This is a genomic window from Pseudomonas flavocrustae, assembly GCF_029872515.1.
GTDB lineage: Bacteria > Pseudomonadota > Gammaproteobacteria > Pseudomonadales > Pseudomonadaceae > Chryseomonas > Chryseomonas aestiva.
The window spans coordinates 48,182-72,504 of record NZ_JAPDIQ010000014.1 but is presented as its reverse complement, the minus strand read 5'-3'; the positions used below and the strand labels follow the sequence as shown (position 1 = coordinate 72,504).

25 protein-coding genes and 1 other RNA gene are annotated in these 24,323 nt (G+C 65.6%); 18 read left to right on the top strand and 8 right to left on the bottom strand.

The annotated features are described in order from the left end of the window. Positions 1-18 precede the first annotated feature (18 nt). Positions 19-255 (top strand): DUF2171 domain-containing protein, encoded by a 237-nt coding sequence (locus OMP44_RS22905; protein ID WP_133862561.1) that lies wholly within the window; start codon positions 19-21, stop codon positions 253-255. Positions 256-317: 62 nt separating this feature from the next. Here the strand turns inward: OMP44_RS22905 and OMP44_RS22900 are convergent, their stop codons facing one another. From OMP44_RS22900 to OMP44_RS22885, 4 genes are read right to left on the bottom strand one after another with little or no spacing between them, the layout of a single operon-like run. Further along, positions 318-890: a BON domain-containing protein gene (locus tag OMP44_RS22900; RefSeq protein ID WP_133862560.1), complete on the bottom strand. Its 573-nt coding sequence runs from the start codon at positions 888-890 to the stop codon at positions 318-320. Next, positions 887-1,480 (bottom strand): phosphoheptose isomerase, encoded by a 594-nt coding sequence (locus OMP44_RS22895; protein ID WP_007162067.1) that lies wholly within the window; start codon positions 1,478-1,480, stop codon positions 887-889. Before OMP44_RS22895 ends, OMP44_RS22900 begins: the two co-directional genes overlap by 4 nt. A gap of 47 nt (positions 1,481-1,527) precedes the next feature. Further along, positions 1,528-1,887, bottom strand: a complete 360-nt coding sequence (locus OMP44_RS22890; protein ID WP_280311419.1) for a YraN family protein — start codon at positions 1,885-1,887, stop codon at positions 1,528-1,530. Continuing rightward, positions 1,884-3,671, bottom strand: a complete 1,788-nt coding sequence (locus OMP44_RS22885; protein WP_263258848.1) for a penicillin-binding protein activator — start codon at positions 3,669-3,671, stop codon at positions 1,884-1,886. The genes OMP44_RS22890 and OMP44_RS22885 overlap by 4 nt, the downstream gene beginning before the upstream one ends. 123 nt (positions 3,672-3,794) lie before the next feature. Here OMP44_RS22885 and rsmI point away from each other — a divergent pair, with 123 nt between their 5' ends. The 17 genes from rsmI to lpxC all read left to right on the top strand — a co-directional run bounded on the left by rsmI (position 3,795) and on the right by lpxC (position 22,197). Continuing rightward, complete coding sequence (gene rsmI / locus OMP44_RS22880; RefSeq protein ID WP_280311418.1) at positions 3,795-4,646, top strand: 16S rRNA (cytidine(1402)-2'-O)-methyltransferase; 852 nt, start codon at positions 3,795-3,797, stop codon at positions 4,644-4,646. A 66-nt stretch (positions 4,647-4,712) separates the two neighbouring features. After that, positions 4,713-5,068: RNase P RNA component class A (gene rnpB, locus OMP44_RS22875), an RNA gene on the top strand. 288 nt (positions 5,069-5,356) lie between these two features. Beyond that, positions 5,357-5,812 carry a division/cell wall cluster transcriptional repressor MraZ gene (mraZ, locus tag OMP44_RS22870; RefSeq protein ID WP_007162063.1) on the top strand — a complete coding sequence of 152 codons (456 nt, stop codon included), beginning with the start codon at positions 5,357-5,359 and terminating at the stop codon, positions 5,810-5,812. Positions 5,813-5,814: 2 nt separating this feature from the next. Then, entirely contained in the window at positions 5,815-6,756 is a 942-nt protein-coding gene (gene rsmH / locus OMP44_RS22865) for a 16S rRNA (cytosine(1402)-N(4))-methyltransferase RsmH (RefSeq protein ID WP_280311417.1), read from the top strand. After that, positions 6,753-7,046, top strand: a complete 294-nt coding sequence (ftsL, locus tag OMP44_RS22860; protein ID WP_017640714.1) for a cell division protein FtsL — start codon at positions 6,753-6,755, stop codon at positions 7,044-7,046. Before rsmH ends, ftsL begins: the two co-directional genes overlap by 4 nt. Before the next feature lie 59 nt (positions 7,047-7,105). Then, positions 7,106-8,791, top strand: a complete 1,686-nt coding sequence (locus OMP44_RS22855) for a peptidoglycan D,D-transpeptidase FtsI family protein (RefSeq protein WP_405046486.1) — start codon at positions 7,106-7,108, stop codon at positions 8,789-8,791. Then, positions 8,788-10,257: a UDP-N-acetylmuramoyl-L-alanyl-D-glutamate--2,6-diaminopimelate ligase gene (locus tag OMP44_RS22850; RefSeq protein ID WP_280311415.1), complete on the top strand. Its 1,470-nt coding sequence runs from the start codon at positions 8,788-8,790 to the stop codon at positions 10,255-10,257. Before OMP44_RS22855 ends, OMP44_RS22850 begins: the two co-directional genes overlap by 4 nt. Further along, positions 10,250-11,617, top strand: coding sequence for a UDP-N-acetylmuramoyl-tripeptide--D-alanyl-D-alanine ligase (locus OMP44_RS22845; RefSeq protein WP_280311414.1), 1,368 nt, complete (start codon positions 10,250-10,252; stop codon positions 11,615-11,617). The genes OMP44_RS22850 and OMP44_RS22845 overlap by 8 nt, the downstream gene beginning before the upstream one ends. After that, on the top strand, positions 11,617-12,699 hold the full coding sequence (gene mraY / locus OMP44_RS22840; protein ID WP_007162057.1) for a phospho-N-acetylmuramoyl-pentapeptide-transferase: 1,083 nt from the start codon (positions 11,617-11,619) through the stop codon (positions 12,697-12,699). Before OMP44_RS22845 ends, mraY begins: the two co-directional genes overlap by 1 nt. 5 nt (positions 12,700-12,704) lie before the next feature. Further along, positions 12,705-14,048: a UDP-N-acetylmuramoyl-L-alanine--D-glutamate ligase gene (murD, locus tag OMP44_RS22835; RefSeq protein WP_280311413.1), complete on the top strand. Its 1,344-nt coding sequence runs from the start codon at positions 12,705-12,707 to the stop codon at positions 14,046-14,048. After that, positions 14,048-15,247 carry a putative lipid II flippase FtsW gene (ftsW, locus tag OMP44_RS22830; protein ID WP_133862632.1) on the top strand — a complete coding sequence of 400 codons (1,200 nt, stop codon included), beginning with the start codon at positions 14,048-14,050 and terminating at the stop codon, positions 15,245-15,247. The genes murD and ftsW overlap by 1 nt, the downstream gene beginning before the upstream one ends. Further along, a complete protein-coding gene (gene murG, locus OMP44_RS22825) occupies positions 15,237-16,307 on the top strand; it encodes an undecaprenyldiphospho-muramoylpentapeptide beta-N-acetylglucosaminyltransferase (RefSeq protein WP_280311412.1) in 1,071 nt (356 codons plus the stop codon). The genes ftsW and murG overlap by 11 nt, the downstream gene beginning before the upstream one ends. Positions 16,308-16,341: 34 nt before the next feature. Beyond that, positions 16,342-17,757: a UDP-N-acetylmuramate--L-alanine ligase gene (gene murC, locus OMP44_RS22820; RefSeq protein WP_252977276.1), complete on the top strand. Its 1,416-nt coding sequence runs from the start codon at positions 16,342-16,344 to the stop codon at positions 17,755-17,757. Between the two features lie 65 nt (positions 17,758-17,822). Continuing rightward, a complete protein-coding gene (locus OMP44_RS22815) occupies positions 17,823-18,677 on the top strand; it encodes a cell division protein FtsQ/DivIB (RefSeq protein ID WP_133862549.1) in 855 nt (284 codons plus the stop codon). Between the two features lie 16 nt (positions 18,678-18,693). Continuing rightward, entirely contained in the window at positions 18,694-19,938 is a 1,245-nt protein-coding gene (ftsA, locus tag OMP44_RS22810) for a cell division protein FtsA (RefSeq protein ID WP_017640704.1), read from the top strand. 53 nt (positions 19,939-19,991) lie between these two features. Continuing rightward, entirely contained in the window at positions 19,992-21,173 is a 1,182-nt protein-coding gene (gene ftsZ / locus OMP44_RS22805) for a cell division protein FtsZ (RefSeq protein WP_133862548.1), read from the top strand. A 109-nt stretch (positions 21,174-21,282) separates the two neighbouring features. Next, complete coding sequence (lpxC, locus tag OMP44_RS22800; protein ID WP_017640702.1) at positions 21,283-22,197, top strand: UDP-3-O-acyl-N-acetylglucosamine deacetylase; 915 nt, start codon at positions 21,283-21,285, stop codon at positions 22,195-22,197. Between the two features lie 57 nt (positions 22,198-22,254). On the opposite strand, the gene OMP44_RS22795 is transcribed toward lpxC, so the two are convergent. From OMP44_RS22795 to OMP44_RS22780, 4 genes are all read right to left on the bottom strand, one after another. After that, positions 22,255-22,593 (bottom strand): HopJ type III effector protein, encoded by a 339-nt coding sequence (locus tag OMP44_RS22795; protein WP_273861839.1) that lies wholly within the window; start codon positions 22,591-22,593, stop codon positions 22,255-22,257. Next, entirely contained in the window at positions 22,590-22,883 is a 294-nt protein-coding gene (locus tag OMP44_RS22790) for a DUF1244 domain-containing protein (RefSeq protein ID WP_280311411.1), read from the bottom strand. The genes OMP44_RS22795 and OMP44_RS22790 overlap by 4 nt, the downstream gene beginning before the upstream one ends. A gap of 15 nt (positions 22,884-22,898) precedes the next feature. Next, a complete protein-coding gene (gene folM / locus OMP44_RS22785; protein WP_280311410.1) occupies positions 22,899-23,597 on the bottom strand; it encodes a dihydromonapterin reductase in 699 nt (232 codons plus the stop codon). Positions 23,598-23,693: 96 nt separating this feature from the next. Beyond that, on the bottom strand, positions 23,694-24,254 hold the full coding sequence (locus OMP44_RS22780) for a putative antibiotic biosynthesis monooxygenase (protein ID WP_187980171.1): 561 nt from the start codon (positions 24,252-24,254) through the stop codon (positions 23,694-23,696). Between the last annotated feature and the right edge of the window lie 69 nt (positions 24,255-24,323).

Sequence of the window (24,323 nt, the reverse complement as noted above, 5' to 3'; positions counted from 1 at the left end):
ACCTGCCGGAGAACCACCATGGTAGATGCAACCCAGATCAAAGAGCATGCGGAAGTTGTCGGTTCGGACGGCCAGCACGTGGGCACCGTCGACCATATGGAAGGCGCCGATCGCATCAAGCTGACCAAGCGCGATCAGGATGCCGATGGCAAGCATCACTACATTCCGCTGAGCTGGGTCCAGTCGGTGGATGGCAGTCAGGTACGCCTGTCCAAGACCCGTGACGAGGCCGAAAGCGAGTGGCAGGCTGCCTGAGGCACGCCGCCCAATAAAAAGCCCCGCTGATGCGGGGCTTTTTATTGGGCGGCGAATAGGGATCAGTTGATGTATTCGAACAGCTTGACGATGCGCTGCACGCCCGAGACGCTCTGGATCAGTTGCACGGCATGGGCGCCTTCCTGCTGGGTCACCAGGCCCAGCAGATAGACAATGCCGTTCTCCGTGACCACCTTGATGCGCGAACCGGGGATGTCTTCATCGGCGAACATCTGGGTCTTGATGCGGGTGGTCAGCCAGGAGTCGTTGCTGCGTGCCAGCAGCGAGGAGTTGCCGGTCACCTGCAGTTCGTTGTGCACCGTCTTGACCCGCTGCACGCTGCGCACGGCCTGTTCGGCCTGGGCCTTGAGATCGGCGCGCGGCGTCTGGCCGGCGATCAGCACCACGCCGTTGTAGCTCACCACCACGATGTGCGAACTGGCCAGATCGGGGTTGGCCTTGGAGATATTGACCGAGGCCTTGGTCTCGATCAGGGCGTCATCCACGGTGCTGCCCAGGGTACGGGTGCCGCGGTTGTCGTCGATGGGCTTGTCGCGGCTGGCGGTGACCACGTTGCTACAGCCGGCGACCGCAAAGGACAGCGCCAGGATGGCGAGCAGGGGAGCCTTCTTCATTCTTCGCTTCCAAACAGTTGCTGATCGATCTGGTCGCACAGGCAGTGGATCACCAGCAGGTGCACTTCCTGGATGCGGGCGGTGACCTTGGCAGGCACGCGAATCTCGACGTCTTCGGGCAGCAGCAGGGAGGCCATGCCGCCGCCGTCTCGGCCGGTAAGGGCGACCACGGTCATCTCGCGGTCGTGAGCAGCCTGGATCGCCTGGATCACGTTGGCCGAATTGCCGCTGGTGGAGATGGCCAGGAGGATGTCGCCCGGCTGACCCAAAGCGCGGATCTGCTTGGAGAACACCTCGTTGTAGCTGTAGTCGTTGGCGATGGAGGTCAGCGTCGAGGTGTCGGTGGTCAAGGCCAGGGCCGGCAGGCTGGGCCGCTCGCGCTCGAAGCGATTCAGCAGCTCCGAAGAGAAGTGCTGGGCGTCGCCGGCGGAGCCGCCATTGCCGCAGGTGAGAATCTTGCCTTCGTTGAGCAGGGCCGCAACCATGACCTGGCTGGCCAGATCGATATGCGGAATCAGGACTTCCATGGCCTGACGCTTGGTTTCGATGCTGTCCCGGAAGAGTTTCTGGATGCGGGCGTGGGTGTCCATCGCGATATCTTTGACCTGTGCTGTGGAGGGCCTCAGGCGTCGAAGGCCTATTTGATCCATTCGAGTGCCTGAGGGGACGCGTCGGCCCCGGGGCCGATCGCGATCACGTCGAAACGACAGGGCCGCTTGGCCCAGCGCGCTTCGGATTGCAGAAAGAGGGCGGCGCTGTTGACCAGTCGCTGCCGCTTGCGGGCATCTATGCTTTCCGCGGCGCCGCCCCAGGCGGTGTGCCTGCGGGCGCGTACCTCGACGAATACTACTGTATCGCCGTCGAGCATGACCAGATCGAGCTCGCCACCCTGCCAGCGCCAGTTGCGGGCGATCAGCCGCAGGCCGCGCGTCTGCAGGAACTGCAGGGCGCGATCCTCGGCTTGCCTGCCGCGCTGGAGATGCGGCGCCTGCTTCACGGGGTGCTGAGCGAAGCCGGCACGCTGGTGGTGGGCAATGGTGCATTGTTGGCCGGCAGCGGCTGGGCCACGCCGTTGCGGAATTCCGCCCAGGGCAGGTGACGCACCACGCGCTGGTCGGGCGCCACGCTCAGGTTGCCGGACAGGCCGGGCAGCTCGGAGTTGGGCAGGGCCTTGAGCTGCTGCAGGTGCAGCGCCAGCAGGTAGGCATCGGCGCCCATGGCATAGAGCCGACCGATGCTGGTGCCGGCCTGCGGCCACTGGGCGGTGATCTTGGCGCGCAGCGGATTGCTCGGGTCAAGCAGCCAGGGGGTTTCGCAGAACAGGATGCCGTTGAGATCCTGGTTCACGCCGGGTTCGTTGACGCCACTGTTGAGGTTGGAGGTGGCGTATACCGGCAGATCACGGGCGTTCTGGTAAACCAGGATCGGCTTGATCTGGCGGGCCTGGGCCGGGGTCGAGGCGAGGAAGATGAAGTCCATGCCCTGGCGCATCTGCAACAGGCTGGTGATGCGATTGGCGATCTCGACCGGTTGGCCGATGCGCTCGGCGGCCACCAGGCGACCGCCCAACTGCTGCCACTCGTTCTGGAAGGCGGCCAGCACGCGGGCACCCCAGTCACCCTGGGGCACCATGGCGCCGGCACTGCGCTTGCCGTCGGCCCAGGCCCGGCGCGCGGCTTCGCGGGCTTCGTCCTCGGCGGCCAGGCCGAACTGGAAGAGTTGCGGCGGCTGGGCGCCCTGGCTGTCGCCATAGTTCAGCGCCAGGGTATTGATCGGCAGTTGCGGGCGATCGCCCAGCTGCTTGACGAAGTTCTTCTCCAGCGGGCCGACTACCAGCTGGATGCCGGCGGCCTGGGCCTGGCGGTAGAAGGCGTCCAGCGAACCCATCTGGGTACTGTCGTAGACGGTCACGGCAGGGGCACTCTGGCCGGCGGCCAGGGCCTCGTAGCGGGCGGCCATGAAACCGTCCTGCAGCGCGCGCGAGACGCCGGCGAGCTGGCCCTGCAGGGGCAGCAGCAGGGCGACGCGGTTGAGCGGTTCCCGCGCCAGGGTCTTCAGGCGCTCCAGATCATCGGGCAGATTGCGCGCGGCGGGATGGCCGGGGTTCTGCTTCTGCCATTCCTCGATGGCGGCAAGCTGCTGATCCAGCGCCAGGTTGCCGCGGGTAATGGCGGCGAGCGCCAGCCAGCCATTGAGGTCGGCGTCCTTCACGCTCTGGCGCAACTGCGCGTCCGGCAGGCTGGTCACCAGCTGCCAGATCTGCTCGCGGTTGTCATGGGCGGCGTCGCCGTCCAGCAGCGGGCCGAGGAAGATGCGTTCCTGGGCGGCGGCGAGCGGCTGGCCGTTGGCGGCCTGGGCCGCGGCCTTGGTCAGGCCGCTGCGGATCTGCTGCTGGGCCGGCAGTTCGCCCAGTTGGGCGAAGCTCGGGTGGTCGAAACGCTTGAGCGCCTGGGCCGGCTGCTTGTCGAGCAGGTCGAGCTGGGCCAGCAGCGTCTGGGCAAACATCTGCTGTGCCGGCTTGAGGCCTTCGATATTGATGGAGCCGAGGATCTGCCGCGCTTCGCGGGAATTCTGCTGGGCATAGGCCTTGTCGGCGGCGGTCAGGCGCAGCAGATTGGCCTGCTCGGACTGACTGGAGCCAGCCTGATTCAGCAGCTGCTCGATGCTCGCCTGGCTGGACTGGGGCAGGTCGCCGAGGGCGTTGTTGACGGGCGAGCTGCTGCAGGCGGCGAGCAGGGCGAAGGCGGTGGCGCAGAGCAGCGGACGCAGGCGGAACTTCATGCTGTGGTTCCTGAGCAAAAGTCTGGAAAGGGGGCGATTGTCTCACAGCACCCAAGCGCTGCGAACGCCGAGGGCGAGAGCGGCGTACACTGTTGGGCTATTTCCAGTCCGTCAGGTTTCATCATGATTTCGCCGGGTACTCTTTATGTGGTTGCCACGCCCATCGGCAACCTGGACGACATCACCGCCCGCGCGCTCAAGGTCCTGCGCGAAGTGGCCCTGATCGCCGCCGAAGACACCCGTCATTCGGCGCGTCTGCTGCGTCATTTCGGCATCGAGACGCCGCTCGCGGCCTGTCACGATCACAACGAACGCGATGCCGGTGGCCGCTTCATCAGCCGGCTGCTGGCGGGGGAAGACGTCGCCCTGATCTCTGATGCGGGCACGCCGCTGATTTCCGATCCGGGCTTTCACCTAGTGCGGGCGGCGCGCGCCCAAGGTCTCCGGGTCTCGCCGATTCCCGGCGCCTGCGCCCTGGTCGCGGCGCTGTCGGCGGCCGGTCTGCCCTCGGATCGCTTCAGCTTCGAAGGCTTCCTGCCGGCCAAGGCGGTAGGCCGGCAGGGACGCCTGGCGGCGCTGCGCGAAGACCCGCGCACACTCATCTTCTACGAGGCGCCCCATCGGATCGAGGATTGCGTGGCCGACATGGTGAGCACCTTCGGGCCTGAGCGACACATCGTCCTCGGGCGCGAATTGACCAAGACCTTCGAGACCCTGCGCGGCCTGCCCGCCGGCGAGCTGTTGGCCTGGATTCGCGCGGATCTGGATCAGCAGCGCGGCGAGTGCGTACTGCTGGTGGGTGGCTGGGCGGCGCCGGAGGACGCGGAGGTCGATGCCGAGACCCTGCGCATCCTCGATCTGCTGCTGGCCGAGCTGCCGATCAAGCGCGCCGCTGCCCTGGCCGCCCAGATCACCGGCGCGCGCAAGAACCGGCTCTATCAGCTGGCCCTGGAGCGCAAGGGCGAGCCGGGCTGAATCAGGGTGAATTAGTGGGCATCTTTCCTTGTTATCCGCCCCCAGTCTCTATACCCTTGCGCCGCGAGAGCCGACCGGGCAGTCGCTGTCGTGATCCGCAAGGGTTGCGAGGGAGGAAAGTCCGGGCTCCATAGGGCGAGGTGCCAGGTAACGCCTGGGAGGCGTGAGCCTACGGAAAGTGCCACAGAAAATAACCGCCTAAGCGCGCAAGCGCCGGTAAGGGTGAAAAGGTGCGGTAAGAGCGCACCGCACGGCTGGCAACAGTTCGTGGCTAGGTAAACCCCACCTGGAGCAAGACCAAATAGGAATCCATAGGCGTGGCCCGCGCTGGATTCGGGTAGGTCGCTAGAGGCAATCAGCGATGGTTGTCCCAGAGGAATGACTGTCCTCGACAGAACCCGGCTTACAGGTCGGCTCTCGCACCCCTCCCTCCTGGGCCTCTGCGCCCGGGGTCTGAGACCTCTTCTTAAGACATCACTTTAATCAATTGAGCCAATCAATTGACTTCATTTCCGTTTGTCGGAAATCGATGTCGTTCGTCCTGGCCGTGAACTCGTGCAATTTGCTCGAAATCCCCGTCCCACGCGGCCTGGCTACCCCCTCGCTTACCTTGACTGAAAGCGGCCCTCCTCAATATAGTGGCGGCCGGTGGTACGAAGTGGGGCGAAGTGGGATTTAATGGCAAGGACAGCCTATTAGAGGACGCGAAATTGTTCCGGGGAGCGAACGCCATCAGTCTCGACGCCAAGGGGCGCGCCGCGATGCCAAGCCGGTATCGTGACGAGCTGCTGGAGCGTTGTGCCGGCCAGCTCATCGTGACGATCGATGCCGTCGACCCCTGCCTTTGCGTCTATCCACTCCCGGAATGGGAAATCATCGAAAGCAAGCTGCGGCAGTTGCCCTCGCTGCGTGAGGAGACTCGCCGCCTGCAGCGCTTGCTGATCGGCAATGCGGTGGATCTGGAACTCGACGGCAGTGGCCGTTTCCTGGTTCCGCCGCGCCTGCGTGAATACGCCAAGCTGGACCGGCGCGTGATGCTGGTCGGTCAGCTCAACAAGTTCCAGTTATGGGATGAGGACGCCTGGAGTGCCGTGTGCGACGCGGATCTCCTGGCGATTAAGGAACCCGGCGGTATGCCGGATGAAATGCGCGATTTGATCCTGTGACCATGAACCCAGTCTTCCACCACGTCTCCGTTCTCCTGGACGAGGCCGTACAGGCATTGGCCATCCAGCCTGCCGGCCGTTATCTGGACGGCACCTTCGGTCGCGGCGGACACAGCCGGGCCGTGCTGCGCCTGCTGGGTGGAGAAGGGCGGCTGCTGGGCTTCGACAAGGATCCCCAGGCGATCGCCGCCGGCCAGGCCCTGGCCGCGGAAGATCCCCGCTTCGAAATCGTCCAGCGCAGTTTCGCCGAGCTGGGCGATGAACTCGTCAGCCGTGGCTGGTCCGGCCAGGTCGATGGCGTGCTGCTGGATCTGGGCGTGTCCTCGCCCCAGCTCGACGATCCCGAGCGCGGTTTCAGCTTCATGCAGGACGGTCCCCTGGACATGCGCATGGATCCGAGTCGGGGGCAGAGCGCTGCCGCCTGGATCGCCACGGCGCCCGAGGCCGATATCGCCCAGGTATTTAAGGAATTCGGCGAAGAGCGTTTCGCCAAGCGCATGGCGCGCGCCGTGGTGCAGCGCCGTGAAGTCCAGCCCTTCGAGCGCACCGGTGACCTGGCCAAGGTGCTCACCGAGGCCAATCCGGCCTGGGAAAAGGGCAAGCATCCTGCTACCCGCGCCTTCCAGGGGCTGCGCATCTACATCAATCGCGAACTGAGCGATCTGGAGCAGGGCCTGCAGGCGGCCTACGAGCAACTGGCCGTGGGTGGCCGGCTGGTGGTGATCAGCTTTCACTCGCTGGAAGATCGCATCGTCAAACAATTCATGCGCCGACTGGCCAAGGGCGAGGCCGACCAGCTGCCGCGCGACCTGCCGATCCGCGCCACGGTCTTCGAACCCTCGCTGCGCCTGCTGGGCAAGCCGGTCTACGCCAGCGAAGCCGAACTGGCCGCCAATCCCCGCGCCCGCAGTGCCGTGATGCGCATTGCCGAGAAGCTGAAATGAGCCGGCTCTTCGTCAAGAAACTGCCCCTGGGCAGCAGCGTCATGCTGGTGCTGTTCGCCGGCGTACTGTTGTCGGCTGTAGCCGTGGCCTATAGCGCCCACTGGAATCGCCAGCTGCTCAACACCCTCTATGGCGAGATGGCCATCCGCGACAAGGCTCAGGCCGAATACGGTCGGCTGCTGCTGGAGCAGAGCACCTGGACCGCCCACAGTCGGGTCGAGGCCCTGGCCAGCGGCCAATTGCAGATGCGTATTCCCGATCCGACCGAAATCCGGATGGTCAATCCGTGAAAGGCCTGATCGCGCGACTGCCATGGCGCTTCAGCCTCATTATCGGGCTGTTGCTGGTCATGGTCGGCACCATCATCTGGCGCATCGTCGATCTGCACGTGATCGACAGGGCCTTTCTGAAGGGGCAGGGCGATGCGCGCAGCGTGCGCACCATCCCCATTCCCGCACACCGTGGCCTGATCACCGATCGCAACGGCGAGCCCCTGGCCGTGAGCACGCCGGTCACCACCCTGTGGATCAATCCCAAGGAACTGCTGGGCGCCGAGGATCGCTGGGCGACCCTGGCCGATGCCGTCGGCCAGCCACGTGCGGAATTGGCCAAGCGCATCGAGCAGAACGCCAGCAAGGAATTCCTCTACCTGGCCCGTGGCCTGACGCCCGAGCAGGGCGAGGCGGTGATGAGCCAGGTCAAGGCGCACAAGATTCCCGGTGTCTACGACATCGAGGAATTTCGGCGTTTCTATCCGGCGGGTGAGGTGGCGGCCCATGTGGTCGGCTTCACCGATATCGACGATCACGGCCGCGAAGGCATCGAACTGGCCTTCAACGAGTGGCTGTCCGGCGTGCCGGGTCGTCGCCAGGTGGTCAAGGATCGCCGCGGTCGGCTGATCCGCGATGTCCAGGTCGCCAAGAACGCCAAGCCGGGCAATACCCTGGCGCTGTCCATCGACCTGCGGCTGCAGTATCTCGCCGCGCGCGAACTGCGCAATGCCCTGACCCAGTTCGAAGCCGAGGCCGGCAGCCTGACCATCGTCGACGTCAAGACCGGCGAGGTCCTGGCGATGGTCAACATGCCCACCTACAACCCCAACAATCGCCGCAGTCTCGAACCGGCCGCCATGCGCAACCGGGCGATGATCGACGTCATGGAGCCCGGCTCGGTGATGAAGCCGATCTCCATGACCGCGGCGCTCGCCAGCGGTCGCTGGAAGCCCTCCGACAAGGTCAACGTCTATCCCGGTTCGCTGCAGATCGGTCGCTACACCATCAAGGACGTCTCCCACAGCGACGGCGCCCTGGACCTGACCGGCATCCTCATCAAGTCCAGCAACGTCGGCATGAGCAAGATCGCCTTCGACGTCGGTGGCGAGAACATCTACAACGCCATGCGCGCCGTAGGCCTCGGCCAGGATACCGGTCTGGGCTTTCCCGGCGAGCGGGTCGGCAATCTGCCCAACCATCGCACCTGGCGTCCGGCCGAGACCGCGACCCTGTCCTATGGCTATGGCCTGGCGGTAACCGCCGTGCAACTGGCCCATGCCTATTCGGTGCTGGCCAACGACGGCCGCTCGGTGCCGCTGTCCATGGTGCGCCTGGACAAGGCCCCGGCCAGCGATCAGGCGGTGGAAGAACGCGTTGCCAAGACCCTGCAGGGCATGCTGCAGCAGGTCGTGGAAGCTCCGGGCGGGGCCTTCCGCGCTCAGGTACCGGGCTACCACGTCGCTGGCAAGAGCGGTACCGCGCGCAAGACCAGCACCGGCACCCGTGGCTATGCCGAGAATTCCTATCGCTCGCTGTTCGCCGGCTTCGGCCCCACCAGCAATCCGCGCCTGGCCGCGGTGGTGGTGATCGATCGTCCGAGCAAGGGCGGCTACTACGGTGGCGTGGTCTCGGCACCGGTGTTCAGCCGCGTGATGTCCGGCGCCCTGCGCCTGATGAACATCCAGCCGGATAACCTCCAGCCGCTGCCGGTGCAGCAGGCCCAGGCCGGCAAGCCGCTGCTGGTCGGGGAGCGTGATCGATGAGCCGCCTGCTGACCGACCTCCTGCCTGAAGCTGCCACTGCCGTCGACATCGGCGGTCTGGCACTGGACAGTCGCGAGGTCCGCCCGGGCTCGCTGTTCCTGGCCATTCCCGGTCTGCACAGCGACGGCCGTGCCCATAGCGCCAGCGCTGCCGAGCGCGGCGCCGCGGCCATCGCCTATGAAGCGAAGGACGCTCCCGCACTGCCGGCCCTGGACATCCCCCTGGTCGCCGTCGAGGGCCTGGCCGCGCGGCTGTCCGCCATCGCTGGTCGTTTCCACGGCGAGCCGAGCCGGCGCCTGGCGCTGGTCGGCATCACCGGTACCAATGGCAAGACCAGTGTCAGCCAGTTGATCGCCCAGGCCTGCGACCTGCTCGGTCAGCGTTGCGGAATCGTCGGCACCCTGGGTAGCGGCTTCCATGGCGCCCTCGCCGAAGGCCGTCACACCACCCCGGATGCCCTCAAGCTGCAGGCAACCCTGGCCGAACTGGCCGAGGACGGCGCCACTACTGTCGCCATGGAAGTCTCTTCCCATGGCCTGGCCCAGGGTCGGGTGGCGGCGCTGGCCTTCAAGGTCGCGGTCTTCACCAACCTGTCTCGCGATCACCTCGATTACCACGGGACCATGGCCGCCTATGGCGAAGCCAAGGCCCAGCTGTTCGCCTGGCCGGGGCTCGGTACCCGCGTCCTCAATCTGGACGATGCCTTTGGCCGCGAGCTGGCGGCTCGCCCCAGTCCGGCCGCGACCCTGACCTACAGCCTGAGCGATCCGGCCGCCAGCCTCCATTGCCAGGCCATCCAGTTCGACGACCACGGCGTGCGGGCCAAGCTGGTCACCGCCCAGGGTACCGGTGAGCTGCGCAGCCAGCTGATCGGGCGCTTCAACCTGAGCAACCTGCTGGCCGCCATCGGTACCCTGCTGGGGCTCGGTCATGCGCTGGCCGACATCCTCGCCATCCTCCCGCAGCTGCAGGGCCCGGCCGGACGCATGCAGCGCCTGGGCGGCGCTGGGCGACCGCTGGTGGTGGTGGACTACGCCCACACCCCCGATGCCCTGGACAAGGTGCTCACCGCCCTGCGGCCCCATGTCGGTGCCCTGGGTCGCCTGGTCTGCGTGTTCGGCTGTGGTGGCGATCGCGATCGCGGCAAGCGGCCGGAGATGGCCGCGGTGGCCGAGCGCCTGGCCGATCAGGTGGTGGTGACCGACGACAACCCCCGTACCGAGGATCCGGCCGCCATCGTTGCCGACATCCGCGCCGGCTTCGCGCATCCCGAGCAGGTGAGCTTCGCCGGCCGGCGTGAAGCGGCCATCGCCCAGGCCGTGGCCGCGGCGACCGCCCAGGACATCGTGGTGCTGGCCGGCAAGGGCCATGAGCCCTACCAGGAAATCGCCGGTGTCCGTCATCCCTTTTCCGATCTCGACCAGGCCGAGCGGGCCCTGACCGCCTGGGAGCGACAGCATGCTTAGAACCTTCACCCTCACCGAAGTGGCCGAGGCCCTGACCGGCAATCTGCTGGGTGCCGATGCCCTGTTCGACGGCGTCGGCACCGACAGTCGCAAGGCCGTGGCCGGGCAGCTCTTCGTCGCCCTGAACGGGCCGCGTTTCGATGGTCATGCCTATCTGGCCGACGTGGCCGCCCAGGGTGCCGCGGCAGCCCTGGTGGAGCGGGCCGTGCCCGAGGTCCAGCTGCCCCAGCTGGTGGTCGCCGATACCCGCCTGGCGCTGGGTCGCCTCGGTGCCTTCAATCGGGATCTGTTCCAGGGAAGGCTCGCCGCCGTGACCGGCTCCAGTGGCAAGACCACGGTCAAGGAGCTGCTCGCCGCCATCCTGCGTCAGCAGGGCGGCACCCTGGCCACCCAGGGCAATCTGAACAACGACCTCGGCGCGCCCCTGACCCTGCTGCAACTGGCCGCCGAGCACGCCTATGGCGTCATCGAGCTGGGCGCTTCCCACGTCGGTGACATCGCCTATACCGTGAGCCTGACACGCCCGGATGTCGTTATCATTACCAACGCCGGCCAGGCCCATGTGGGCGAATTCGGCGGTGTCGATCGTATCGTCGAGGCCAAGGGCGAGATCATCGAAGGCGTGGGCGAGGCGGGCACCGTGGTGCTCAACCGCGACGACGTGGCTTTCGAGACCTGGCAGCGCCGCGCGGCCGGTCGCATCGTCGTCGCCTTCGGCCTGGATGCCCGCGCCGACGTGCGCGCCAGCGAGGTGACCCTGGATGCCCAGGGTCGCCCGAGCTTCCTCTTGCACACTGCCCAAGGCCAGGCGCCGGTCACCCTGCAGCTGCTGGGTTCCCACAACGTCGGCAATGCCCTGGCCGCTGCGGCCGCAGCGCTCAGCCTGGGGCTGGAGCTGGCCACCGTCGCCCGTGGTCTCGCCGCCGCGGCACCGGTCCAGGGCCGCACCCTGACCCGCGCCAGCCAGCGCGGCGCCCAGGTCATCGACGACAGCTACAACGCCAACCCCGCGTCGGTGAAGGCCGGGATCGACCTGCTGGCTGCCCTGCCGGGCCGCCGGGTGGCGGTCCTGGGCGACATCGCCGAGCTGGGCGAGTGGACCGAGCAGGGCCATCGCGAGGTGGGCGAGCACGCCCGCGGCAAGGTGGATGCCTTCTACAGCGTCGGTCCCTCGATGGCCCATGCTGCCCGCGCCTATGGCGCCGAGGCCCGGCATTTCACCGATCGCGAACAACTGATCGAGGCCCTGGCGGACGAGGACCGGGCCGGAACCACCCTGCTGATCAAGGGATCCCGCAGCGCCGCGATGGACAAGGTCGTCGCCGCGCTCTGCGCTATCAACACCGAGGAGAAACACTGATGCTGCTGCTGTTGGCGGAGTTCCTGCAACAGTTCTACAAGGGCTTCGCCGTCTTCCAATACCTCAGCCTGCGCGGCATTCTGGGCGTTCTGACCGCCCTGTTGCTGTCGTTGTGGCTCGGCCCCTGGATGATCCGCACCCTGCAGATCCGCCAGATCGGCCAGGCCGTGCGCAACGATGGCCCCCAGTCGCACCTGTCCAAATCCGGCACCCCCACCATGGGCGGCGCCCTGATCCTGACCACCATCGGCATCAGCACCCTGCTGTGGGCCGATCTGCACAACCGTTACGTCTGGACCGTGCTGGCAGTGACCTTCCTGTTCGGCGCCATCGGCTGGGTCGACGACTATCGCAAGGTGATCGAGAAGAATTCCCGCGGTCTGCCCAGTCGCTGGAAGTACTTCTGGCAATCGGTATTCGGCCTGGGGGCGGCGATCTTCCTCTATGTCACGGCCAAGGCGCCGATCGAAACCACGCTGATCCTGCCCCTGCTGAAGAACATCGAGATCCCGCTGGGGATTTTCTTCGTTGTGCTGACCTACTTCGTCATCGTCGGCTCCAGCAACGCGGTCAACCTCACCGATGGCCTCGACGGCCTGGCGATCATGCCCACCGTGATGGTCGGCGGCGCCCTCGGCATCTTCTGCTACCTGTCGGGCAACGTGAAATTCGCCGACTACCTGCTGATTCCCTATGTGGAAGGCTCCGGCGAACTGATCGTCTTCTGCGGCGCCCTGATCGGGGCGGGCCTGGGCTTTCTCTGGTTCAACACCTATCCGGCCATGGTCTTCATGGGTGACGTCGGCGCCCTGGCGCTGGGCGCCGCCCTGGGCACCATCGCCGTGATCGTCCGCCAGGAAGTGGTGCTGTTCATCATGGGTGGCGTCTTCGTCATGGAGACCCTCTCGGTGGTCATCCAGGTCGCCTCCTTCAAGCTGACCGGCAAGCGCGTCTTCCGCATGGCGCCGATCCACCACCATTTCGAATTGAAGGGCTGGCCCGAACCGCGGGTCATCGTGCGCTTCTGGATCATCACCGTGATCCTGGTGCTGTTCGGTCTCGCCACCCTGAAACTGAGGTAATCGCAGTGCTCATCGCTTCCGACCAGTTCCGTATCGTCGTCGGCCTCGGCAAGAGTGGCATGTCGCTGGTGCGCTTTCTCGCGCACCGGGGCGTGCCCTTCGCCGTGGCCGACACGCGGGAACAGCCGCCGGAACTGGAGGCCCTGAGAACCCAGTATCCCCAGGTCGAGGTGCGCTGCGGCGAGCTGGATGTCGACTTCCTCGCCCGCGCGGCCGAGCTCTATGTGAGTCCCGGCCTGGCCCTGGAAACGCCGGCGCTGCAGGAAGCCGCCGCCCGCGGCGTGCGGCTGTCCGGCGATATCGAGCTGTTCGCGCGCCAGGCCCGGGCACCCATCGTCGCCATCACCGGTTCCAACGCCAAGAGCACCGTCACCACCCTGGTGGGTGACATGGCGCTGCGCGCCGGCAAGCGGGTGGCCGTGGGGGGCAACCTCGGTACCCCGGCGCTGGACCTGCTGGCCGATGACGTCGAACTCTATGTGCTGGAGCTATCGAGCTTCCAACTGGAGACCTGTGAGCGACTCAATGCCGAGGTGGCCACGGTGCTCAACCTCAGCGAAGACCACATGGATCGCTACACCGGCATGCCGGCCTATCACCAGGCCAAGCACCGCATCTTCCGTGGCGCCCGCCAGGTGGTGGTCAATCGCGACGATGCCCTGTCGCGGCCGCTGATCGGCGATGACGTGCCGCGCCTGACCTTCGGCCTGGGACGGTCCGATTTCCGTGCCTTCGGCATTCGCGAGGAGGAAGGCCGTCGCTATCTAGCGCTGGCCTTCGACAACCTGCTGGATGTCGAGGAACTCAAGATCCGCGGTACCCACAACCACAGCAATGCCCTGGCCGCGCTGGCCCTGGGCCAGGCCGCCGGTCTGCCGCTGGCACCCATGCTGGAGGCCCTACGCGCCTTCCCGGGTCTGGAGCATCGCTGCCAGTGGGTCGGCGAGGTCGCGGGCGTCAACTACTACAATGATTCCAAGGCGACAAACGTCGGCGCTGCCCTGGCTGCGGTCGAAGGCCTCGGTGATGACATCGCCGGCCAGTTGGTGCTGATCGCCGGTGGCGACGGCAAGGGCGCCGATTTCAGTGCCCTGCGCGAGCCCATCGCGCGTCACTGTCGCGCCGTGGTGCTGCTGGGGCGCGATGCGGCACGGATCGCCGAGATCCTGCCGGCCACCGTGCAACAGGCGCGTGTCACCACCCTGGAAGAAGCCGTGGCCGAGAGCCGCCGGCTGGCCCAGCCAGGCGACGCCGTGCTGCTGTCGCCGGCCTGCGCCAGTCTCGACATGTTCCGCAACTTCGAAGAACGCGGGCGGCTGTTCGCCCAGGCCGTGGGAGCTCTGGCATGATCCTCAGCCTACTGCGCCCCTATCCCTCGCCGCTGGCCAGCCGCCACGGCATCGACCTGGACTTCCCGCTGCTGGCGGGTTGCCTGCTGCTGCTCGGCCTCGGCCTGGTGATGGTGACTTCGGCTTCCTCCGAGGTGGCCGCCGCCCAGTCGGGCAATCCGCTGTACTTCATGTACCGCCACCTGGTCTACCTGGCGATCGGCTTCGTCTCCTGCGGCGTGGTGATGCTGATTCCCATGGCCACCTGGCAGCGCTTCGGCTTTCCGTTGCTGATCATCGCCTTCCTCCTGCTGGTGGCGGTGCTGGTGCCCGGCATCGGCCGCGAGGTGAACGGTTCCCTGCGCTGGATCGGCTTCGGCATCTTCAACGTGCAGCCCTCGGAGATTGCCAAGGTCTTCGTGGTGCTCTATCTGGCCGGTTACCTGGTTCGTCGTCAGCATGAGGTGCGCCACACCTGGGCCGGCTTCTTCAAGCCCTTCATCGTGCTCCTGCCGATGGCCATGCTGCTGCTGCGCGAACCCGACTTCGGTGCCACCGTAGTGATGATGGGCGCCGCCGGTGCCATGCTGTTCCTTGGCGGCGTCGGCCTGTTCCGCTTCCTGATGATGGTCGCCCTGGCCGTGCTGGCGGTGTTCGTGCTGGTGCAGACCCAGTCCTACCGGATGCAGCGGCTGATCACCTTCACCGATCCCTGGGCCGACCAGTTCGGCTCCGGCTATCAACTGACCCAGGCGCTGATCGCCTTCGGTCGCGGCGGCTGGACCGGTCTCGGCCTGGGCAACAGCATCCAGAAGCAGTTCTATCTGCCCGAGGCCCATACCGACTTCCTCTTCGCCGTGCTGGCCGAAGAACTCGGCCTGATCGGGGCCATGGCCACCGTCGGCCTGTTCCTCTTCGTCTGCGTGCGCGGGCTGTTCATCGGTCACTGGGCCGAGCAGTCCAAGCAGTTCTTTTCGGCCTATGTGGCCTACGGCCTGTCGATGCTCTGGATCGGCCAGTTCCTGATCAACATCGGCGTGAACGTCGGCCTGCTGCCGACCAAGGGCCTGACCCTTCCGTTCCTCAGCTACGGCGGCAGCTCCCTGGTGATCTGCTGCGTGAGCATGGGCCTGCTGCTGCGCATCGAGTGGGAGAGACGCACCCTAGTGGATACCGAGGATGTGGAATTCACCGAAGAGGATTTCGCCGATGTCCGCTAACGTCCTCATCATGGCCGGCGGTACCGGCGGGCACGTCTTTCCGGCCCTGGCCTGCGCTCGTGAATTCGAAGCCCGCGGCTATACCGTGCACTGGCTGGGTACCCCGCGCGGCATCGAGAACGATGTGGTGCCCAAGGCCGGCATCACCCTGCACCACATCCCGGTCACCGGCCTGAGAGGCAAGGGCGTGCGCTCCCTGGTGAAGGCGCCGCTGCAACTCAGCGGGGCGCTCATGCAGGCCATGGGTCTCATGCGCCGGCTCAAGCCGGTCTGCGTGCTGGGCTTGGGCGGCTTCGTTACCGGTCCCGGTGGCCTGGCCGCCAGGCTGTGCAACATTCCGCTGGTGATCCACGAACAGAATGCCCATGCCGGCACCGCCAACCGCCTGCTGGTGCCCATGGCCGTGCGGGTCTGCGAAGGCTTCGCCGACACCTTCCCGGCGTCCGCCAAGCGTCTGTCCACCGGCAATCCGGTGCGCGCCGAACTCTTCGCCCCGGTGACCCGCGCGCCGCTGGAAGAGCGTGCCGCCAATCTGCTGGTACTGGGCGGCAGCCTGGGCGCCGAGCCGCTCAACAAGCTGCTGCCCGACGCCCTGGCCCAGCTGCCCGCGGGCCTGCGACCCAATGTGCGCCACCAGGCCGGCCGCCAGCATGCCGAGGTGACCGCCGAGCGCTATGCCAACGTCGCCGTGGAGGTCGATGTCCAGCCCTTCATCGCCGACATCGCTGCCGCCTATGCCTGGGCCGATCTGGTGATCTGCCGGGCCGGTGCCCTGACCGTCGCCGAGCTGACCGCCACCGGTCTGCCGGCGCTGCTGATCCCCCTGCCGCACGCCATCGACGACCACCAGACCAGCAATGCGCGCTTTCTGGAGCGCGCCGGTGCCGGTGTGGTGCTGCCGCAACATTCCACCCGCCCGGCGGATCTCGCCGCGCAGCTTACCGAGGTCCTGATGCATCCCGAACGTCTTGCCGGCATGGCCGCTCGCAGCCGTGCCCTGGCCAAACCCGATGCCACCCGGGCAGTCGTCGACGCCTGTCTGGAGGTTGCCCGTGGTTAAGTCGCAGAGTGCCATCCAGGCCGAAGTTCGGCGCATGCGCAGCATCCGGCGCATCCATTTCGTCGGTATCGGCGGCGTCGGCATGTGCGGCATCGCCGAGGTGCTGCTGAACCTGGGCTACGAAGTCTCGGGTTCGGACCTCAAGGAATCCGCGGTGACCGCGCGCCTGCAGCAATTCGGCGCGCGCATCTACATCGGCCACCGCGCCGAGAACCTGGATCAGGTCGACGTGCTGGTGGTGTCCAGTGCTATCAACAGATCCAATCCGGAAGTCTCCGCCGCCCTCGAGCAGCGCATTCCCGTGGTGCCCCGCGCCGAGATGCTCTCCGAGCTGATGCGCTATCGTCATGGCATCGCCGTGGCCGGTACCCATGGCAAGACCACCACCACCAGTCTGATCGCTTCGGTGTTCGCAGCCGAAGGCCTGGACCCGACCTTCGTCATCGGTGGCCGCCTCAATGCCGCCGGTACCAATGCCCAGCTCGGCACCAGCCGCTACCTGATCGCCGAGGCCGACGAGAGCGACGCCAGCTTTCTGCACCTGCAGCCCATGGTTGCCGTGGTCACCAATATCGACGCCGACCACATGAGCACCTACGAAGGTGACTTCAATCGGCTCAAGCGCACCTTCGTCGATTTCCTGCACAACCTGCCGTTCTATGGCCTGGCCGTGCTCTGCGTCGACGATCCGGTGGTGCGCGAGATCATTCCCCAGGTCGCCCGGCCCACCGTCACCTACGGTACCGCCGAGGATGCCGACGTCCGTGCCGTGGATATCCGCCAGGAAGGCATGCGCACCTATTTCACCGTGCTACGCGAGGGCCGCGCACCGCTGGCGGTCTCGGTCAACATGCCGGGCGTGCACAACGTGCTCAACGCCCTGGCGACCATCGCCATCGCCACCGACGAAGGCGTCAGCGACGAGGCCATCCTCAATGGCCTGTCCGGCTTTCAGGGGGTGGGGCGGCGCTTCCAGGTCTATGGCGAGCTGCCGGTCGCCGGTGGCAGCGTCATGCTGGTGGACGACTACGGTCACCATCCCCGTGAAGTCGCCGCGGTGATCAAGGCCGTGCGCGGCGGCTGGCCCGAGCGCCGGCTGGTGATGGTCTATCAGCCGCACCGCTTCAGTCGCACCCGCGATCTCTACGAAGACTTCGTCCAGGTGCTGGCCGATGCCAACGTGCTGTTGCTGATGGAAGTCTATCCGGCTGGCGAAGAACCCATTCCCGGCGCCGACAGCCGCCAGCTCTGCCACAGCATCCGCCAGCGCGGTCAGCTCGATCCCATCTACGTCGAGCGCGGCAGCAACATCGCGCCGCTGGTCAAGCCACTGCTGCGCCCGGGCGACATCCTGCTCTGCCAGGGCGCGGGCGACATCGGCGCACTGGCGCCGCAACTGCTCAGCCATCCGCTGTTCGCCACTGCCGCGACCACCGGGAGTTCGGCATGAGCCGCCATCCGTACAACCCCTTGCCGGCAACCGCTGTTGCCGGCGCGCACGTGGAGGGCTGAACCTTGGTCGCCACCCTACGTCACAACCAGCCCGGCTTCGGTCGGTCGCGCAACGTCGAACAACGGGGCGCCAGTCGCCTGGTCGCCGAAGAGCCGCTGTCGACACGCCTGCCACGCCCCAGCCTGGGCCTGCTCAAGCGCATCCTCTGGCCGTTCCTGCTGCTGGGCCTGGGCTTCGGCACCTACGAGGGCGCCCAGAAATTGCTGCCCTATGCCGACCGGCCGATCGCCAAGGTCAGCGTCAAGGGCGATCTCTCCTACATCAGCCAGGCCGCGGTGCAGCAGCGGATCGCGCCCTTTGTCGGCACCACCTTCTTCCAGGTCGACCTGGCCGACATGCGCCACGAACTGGAAACCATGCCGTGGATCGCCCACGCCGAGGTGCGCCGGGTCTGGCCGGACGAGATCAGCATCCGCTTGGAAGAGCAGATGCCCATCGCCCGTTGGGGCGACGAGGCGCTGCTGAACAACCAGGGTGAGGCTTTTGCCCCGCAGGATCTGGCCAACTATGACAATCTACCGCGGTTGTACGGTCCCAAGCGGGCCCAGCAGCAGGTGATGCAGCAGTACCAAATGTTCAGCCAGATGCTCCGGCCGCTCGGTTACACCGTGTCGCGCCTGGAAATGCATGAGCGCGGCAGCTGGTACCTCACCACTGGTCAGGGCCTGGAACTGGTGTTCGGCCGCGACCAGCTGGTGGAAAAGATGCGGCGCTTCATGCGCCTGTACGATCAGGTGCTCAAGGCACAGATGGACAATATCGCGCGGATCGATCTGCGTTATCCGAACGGTCTGGCCGTGGCCTGGCGTGATCCCGCTGTCGCCGCCACCCCCGTGACCGAACCGGCCAAGCATTGAGGAGAAGTTTTTTACTATGGCAAGCGTGCAAAGCGGCAAGATGATCGTCGGCCTCGACATCGGCACTTCCAAGGTCGTGGCTCTGGTCGGCGAGGTGTCTTCCGATGGTCAGATCGAGATCGTCGGGATCGGCACCCATCCGTCGCGCGGGCTCAAGAAGGGCGTGGTGGTCAATATCGAATCCACCGTCGCCTCCATCCAGCGGGCCATCGAAGAAGCCCAGCTGATGGCCGGTTGCCGGATCCACTCGGCCTTCGTCGGCATTGCCGGCAATCACATTCGCAGCCTGAATTCCCACGGCATCGTGGCCATCCGCGATCGTGAAGTGAGCCCGGCGGACATCGAGCGGGTGCTCGATGCCGCCCAGGCGGTGGCCATTCCCGCCGACCAGCGCGTGCTGCACACCCTGGCCCAGGACTATGTGATCGACAACCAGGAAGGGGTGCGCGAGCCCCTCGGCATGTCCGGCGTGCGACTGGAAGCCAAGGTCCATGTCGTCACCTGTGCCGTCAACGCTGCGCAGAACATCGAGAAATGTGTTCGTCGTTGCGGTCTGGAAGTCGACGACATCATTCTCGAGCAGTTGGCGTCGGCCTATTCGGTGCTGACCGACGATGAAAAGGAACTGGGCGTCTGCCTGGTGGATGTTGGCGGCGGCACTACCGACATAGCCATCTTTACCGAGGGCGCCATCCGCCATACGGCGGTAATACCCATTGCTGGCGACCAAGTCACAAATGACATTGCCATGGCCTTGAGAACCCCAACGCAATATGCCGAAGAAATCAAGATTCGGTATGCTTGTGCCTTGGCGAAACTGGCTGGACCGGGCGAAACCATCAAGGTGCCCAGCGTGGGTGACCGTCCGCCGCGAGAATTGTCGCGTCAGGCCCTCGCGGAAGTGGTCGAGCCCCGTTACGATGAGCTATTCACACTGGTGCAAGCGGAACTGCGCCGCAGTGGTTACGAGGATCTGATCCCCGCAGGGATCGTACTCACCGGTGGTACCGCGAAGATGGAAGGCGCGGTCGAACTGGCGGAAGAGATTTTCCATATGCCGGTACGCCTGGGGGTGCCCCAGACGGTCAAGGGTCTGACTGACGTGATCAGCAACCCGATCTATTCCACAGGCGTCGGCCTGTTGCTCTATGGTCTGCAAAAGCAGACCGATCCCTTGCCGGTTGTTTCTGGCGGATATAGCAGCGAAACCAAATCCACAGTCCTGGAACGCATGAAGCGTTGGGTCCAGGGCAACTTGTAATTCACAATTAAACCGCGGCAGTAGGCGAAGATCCGAAAGGAAGAGAGGGGACCATGTTCGAACTCGTAGACAACATTCCACAAAGCGCCGTGATCAAAGTCATCGGCGTGGGCGGTGGCGGTGGCAATGCCGTCAACCACATGGTCAAAAGCGGTGTCGAAGGCGTCGAATTCATCTGTGCAAATACCGACGCCCAAGCCCTGAAGAACGTCACATCCCGTACCGTGCTGCAACTCGGCCCGGGCGTCACCAAGGGTCTTGGTGCGGGCACCAACCCGGAAATCGGCCGCCAGGCGGCCATGGAAGATCGTGAGCGCATCGCCGAAGTCCTCGAAGGCGCCGACATGGTCTTCATCACCACCGGCATGGGTGGTGGCACCGGTACCGGTGCCGCGCCGATCATCGCTGAAGTGGCCAAGGAGATGGGTATCCTGACCGTTGCCGTGGTCACCCGTCCGTTCCCCTTCGAAGGCCGCAAGCGCATGCAGGTCGCCGACGAAGGCATTCGCTCCCTGTCCGAATGCGTCGACTCGCTGATCACCATCCCCAACGAGAAGCTGCTGACCATCCTGGGCAAGGACGCCAGCCTGCTGGCCGCCTTCGCCAAGGCTGACGACGTCCTCGCCGGCGCCGTTCGCGGTATCTCCGACATCATGCAGCGTCCCGGCCTGATGAACGTCGACTTCGCCGACGTCAAGACCGTGATGGGCGAGATGGGCATGGCCATGATGGGTACCGGCCACGCCAGTGGTCCGAACCGTGCGCGCGAAGCCACCGAAGCCGCCATCCGCAACCCGCTGCTGGAAGACGTCAACCTGCACGGCGCCCGCGGCATCCTGGTCAACATCACCGCTGGCCTGGATCTGTCCCTGGGTGAATACGCCGCCGTCGGCGAGATCATCGAGGACTTCGCGTCCGAGCACGCCACCGTCAAGGTCGGCGCGGTGATCGATCCGGAAATGCGCGACGAGCTGCACGTCACCGTGGTCGCCACCGGCCTGGGTGCGCGCATCGAGAAGCCGGTCAAGGTGGTGGACAACACCGCTCAGACCCTGGCTGCGGCCCGTCAGGAAAGCGCTCCGGTCAACTACGACGACCTCAAGTACCCGACCTCGATGCGCTCCGGTCGTGGCAGCCAGAATCATGGCGGCTCGGCAGCGGCGACCAAGGTCAATCCCAACGACGACCTGGATTACCTGGACATCCCGGCCTTCCTGCGTCGTCAGGCTGATTGATCGGGTATATCACAAGCCAGGGTGTGATTAGTGGGCATCGATTTTCGCATCTGCTATCATCGCGACTTCGTTGAACACCATTCGCACCCTGCGACCGAGCGGCCCTGGCATGATTAGACAACGCACCCTCAAGAACACTATTCGCGCCACTGGCGTCGGCCTGCATTCCGGGGAAAAGGTTTACCTGACCCTGAAGCCGGCTCCGGTCGATACGGGGATCGTGTTCCGTCGCACCGATCTCGATCCGGTCGTGGAAATCCCGGCCTGGGCCGAGAACGTGGGTGAAACCACCATGTCGACCAACCTGTTCAGTGACAGTGGCGTCAAGGTCGGTACCGTTGAACACCTGCTGTCGGCCATGGCCGGTCTGGGGATCGACAACGCCTACGTCGAGCTGTCCGCGGTCGAAGTACCGATCATGGACGGCAGCGCTGGTCCCTTCGTGTTCCTGATCCAGTCCGCCGGTCTGCAGGAACAGGAAGCGGCCAAGCAGTTCATCCGCATCAAGCGTGAAGTGAGCGTCGTCGATGGTGACAAGCGCGCCACCTTCGTGCCCTTCGACGGCTTCAAGGTGACCTTCGAAATAGATTTCGATCACCCGGTGGTCAACAACCGTACCCAGAAAGCCTCGGTGGACTTCTCGAGCACCTCCTTCCTCAAGGAAGTCAGCCGTGCCCGTACCTTCGGCTTCATGCGTGACCTGGAATTCCTGCGTTCGCACAACTTGGCCCTGGGTGGCAGCGTCGACAACGCCATCGTGGTCGACGAGAAGGGTGTGATCAACGAAGACGGCCTTCGTTACGAAGACGAATTCGTCAAGCACAAGATCCTCGACGCCATCGGCGACCTCTACCTGCTCGGCAAGAGCCTCATTGGCGAATTCCGCGGCTACAAGTCCGGCCATGCCATGAACAATCGCCTGCTGCGTGCGCTGCTGGCCGATCGTGATGCCTGGGAAGTGGTGACCTTCGAAGACTCCGGTCTGGCACCGATTTCCTACATGAGACCCGCGGCTGCGGTCTAAGCCCGGTCCAAGAAAAAGCCCTGCATCCGCAGGGCTTTTTTTGTTCGCTGAAAAGGTCTAGCGACGCGTCAGGGGCTCGCCCTGGAAGCTCACGCCGGCCAGGCCGTGGGCGATAAGGGCGCGGATATTGGCGTGATCGCTACCCTCGGGCGTCTGCAACACGCTGCGATAGTGCTCGCCAAAGGCCAGCAGCGCCTCCTCATCGCTCAGGCCCTCGAGTCTGGCCAGACCCAGGGTCTTGCAGGAGCCTTCGTTCTGGCCTGCGGCATTGTCCACCTCGCCGTTGCGAAAGGCCGTGGGCTGGTAGTGGTAGTGCTCGGCGACGAAGGCCAGGGTGTCGGCGAAGGCATGGTTGCCCTGGCCCAGGCTGACGCGGAAGCTGGCGAGATCGCTCATTTGCTCTGCTGCTCCTGGAAGGCCGCGGCCTGGGCTGGCGAGGCCTCGGTCTGGTACCGAGCTTTCCAGTCCGCATAGGGCATGCCGTAGACGACCTCACGGGCATCGTCCAGGCTCAGTTCCAGGCCCTTGTCGTCGGCCGCTGCCTTGTACCACTTGGACAGGCAGTTGCGGCAGAAGCCGGACAGATTCATCAGGTCGATGTTCTGCACATCGGTGCGCTTGCGCAGGTGGTCGACCAGGGTGCGGAAGGCAGCGGCTTCCAGTTCCAGGCGGTCTTGTTCGGTCATGACTGATTCCTCTTGCTAGCGGCGGCCGTGGCGCAGGTGGCGCCCGCCGTTGACGGTAAAGGTACTGCCGGTGGCGTACTGGGTCGACAGCAGATAGAGCACGGTATCCACGATGGGATCGGCGCCGGGTTCGAAATCCAGTAGCGCCTTGTCCAGGGTCGCCTGGCGATAGGCCTCGTCGGCGCCTTCCTTGAAGATCAGCAGGCCCGGCGCGATGGTGTTGACCCGCACCCTGGGTGCCAGGGCTTCGGCAAAGGACAGGGTCAGATTGTGCAGGGCGGCCTTGGTGGCGGCGTAGCCGATGTGATTGCGGCTGCCGCGTGTGGCGCTGTCGTCGCCGATATGGATGATGTCGGCCCGCGGCGCGGCCAGCAGCAGGTCCTGCAGGCCCAGATTGAGGTGGTAGGGCGCTTCCAGATGCAGACGGTAGAGCAGCCGCAGATTTTCCAGGCCGTCTTCGGCCCAGACCGAAGCGTTGTGCACGATGCCGCGCAATGCCGGATGGCGTTCATGCAGTTGCTGCAGCAGGGTGTCGCGCTGTGCCTCTTCCGCCAGATCGACCTGATAGGCCTCGATCTCAAGGTCACGCAAGGGGCCCGGATCGTCGCGATAGACGGCGATGACGGGTTGGCCCTCCACCAGCAGCCGGCGGGTCAAGGCGAGACCGACGCGGCGATTGGCGCCGGTGACCAGAAGGGGAAGGGTTGCGGACATGAAGGTACCCGATCCTGATGAGCGAAGCGGCCAGGAGGCTGGCCGTGGCCATTGTACGCATTCGACGCGTCAGGATGCAGGCCGATCCGTGCTGGCCTAGCGGGCGCTACCGCGCCAGTCGCCGGTCCGCGACGAGGCACTGTGCAGCCAGCCCTTCAGCGCGCGGGTGATCAGCGGAATGAAGACACAGACCATCACCGGGGTGAGGATCAGGGTGCTCAGCAGGATGCGCGGCAGTAACGGCAGATGCGCCAGGTAATCGCCGAAAGCGGCATTGAACAGCAGCGAGATGGGAAAGAACGCCAGCCAGACGGCGATGCTCTGTTTCCAGCGCGGCGGCGGCTGGATGCCCGCGCCGAACCAGTCGTCCATGCCCTGGGCACGCCGTGCCAGGGGCGCTTCGAACAGGCCCTGGCCACGCTCCAGCCAGAGACGCCGCGTCTCCGAGTGTTCCCAGGCGTCGAGGGTCTGGGGACAGGCGAAGCGAAAGATGATCTGTACCAGATTGTCGCCTGGAGGCGGGGTCAGGACCCCCGAACCGAGATAGCCGGGATACCCGGTGGCCAGGGCTTCGCCTTCGCGCAGCCAGATCAGAAAGGCATCGTATTGGCCGGCCGCGACGCGCCGCGCGACCATGAGGGTAACAGGCTGATTCATGCTCCAACTCCGGGCGATCGGGCCGGATAGGCCGGATGCCGTCATGCCGCCGGGTAGGCGGACAGGTGG

Bases quoted from the DNA above. Each gene is read 5' to 3' on its own strand.
- OMP44_RS22795 (WP_273861839.1), bottom strand. From the start codon at position 22,593: ATGAGCGATCTCGCCAGCTTCCGCGTCAGCCTGGGCCAGGGCAACCAT.
- lpxC (WP_017640702.1), top strand. From the start codon at position 21,283: ATGATTAGACAACGCACCCTCAAGAACACTATTCGCGCCACTGGCGTC.
- OMP44_RS22855 (WP_405046486.1), top strand. From the start codon at position 7,106: ATGGTCGGCACCATCATCTGGCGCATCGTCGATCTGCACGTGATCGAC.
- OMP44_RS22780 (WP_187980171.1), bottom strand. From the start codon at position 24,254: ATGAATCAGCCTGTTACCCTCATGGTCGCGCGGCGCGTCGCGGCCGGC.
- OMP44_RS22900 (WP_133862560.1), bottom strand. From the start codon at position 890: ATGAAGAAGGCTCCCCTGCTCGCCATCCTGGCGCTGTCCTTTGCGGTC.
- ftsA (WP_017640704.1), top strand. From the start codon at position 18,694: ATGGCAAGCGTGCAAAGCGGCAAGATGATCGTCGGCCTCGACATCGGC.
- folM (WP_280311410.1), bottom strand. From the start codon at position 23,597: ATGTCCGCAACCCTTCCCCTTCTGGTCACCGGCGCCAATCGCCGCGTC.
- OMP44_RS22905 (WP_133862561.1), top strand. From the start codon at position 19: ATGGTAGATGCAACCCAGATCAAAGAGCATGCGGAAGTTGTCGGTTCG.
- OMP44_RS22845 (WP_280311414.1), top strand. From the start codon at position 10,250: ATGCTTAGAACCTTCACCCTCACCGAAGTGGCCGAGGCCCTGACCGGC.
- OMP44_RS22885 (WP_263258848.1), bottom strand. From the start codon at position 3,671: ATGAAGTTCCGCCTGCGTCCGCTGCTCTGCGCCACCGCCTTCGCCCTG.
- OMP44_RS22790 (WP_280311411.1), bottom strand. From the start codon at position 22,883: ATGACCGAACAAGACCGCCTGGAACTGGAAGCCGCTGCCTTCCGCACC.
- rsmI (WP_280311418.1), top strand. From the start codon at position 3,795: ATGATTTCGCCGGGTACTCTTTATGTGGTTGCCACGCCCATCGGCAAC.
- murC (WP_252977276.1), top strand. From the start codon at position 16,342: ATGCGCAGCATCCGGCGCATCCATTTCGTCGGTATCGGCGGCGTCGGC.
- OMP44_RS22850 (WP_280311415.1), top strand. From the start codon at position 8,788: ATGAGCCGCCTGCTGACCGACCTCCTGCCTGAAGCTGCCACTGCCGTC.
- mraY (WP_007162057.1), top strand. From the start codon at position 11,617: ATGCTGCTGCTGTTGGCGGAGTTCCTGCAACAGTTCTACAAGGGCTTC.
- OMP44_RS22895 (WP_007162067.1), bottom strand. From the start codon at position 1,480: ATGGACACCCACGCCCGCATCCAGAAACTCTTCCGGGACAGCATCGAA.
- ftsL (WP_017640714.1), top strand. From the start codon at position 6,753: ATGAGCCGGCTCTTCGTCAAGAAACTGCCCCTGGGCAGCAGCGTCATG.
- ftsZ (WP_133862548.1), top strand. From the start codon at position 19,992: ATGTTCGAACTCGTAGACAACATTCCACAAAGCGCCGTGATCAAAGTC.
- murG (WP_280311412.1), top strand. From the start codon at position 15,237: ATGTCCGCTAACGTCCTCATCATGGCCGGCGGTACCGGCGGGCACGTC.
- rsmH (WP_280311417.1), top strand. From the start codon at position 5,815: ATGAACCCAGTCTTCCACCACGTCTCCGTTCTCCTGGACGAGGCCGTA.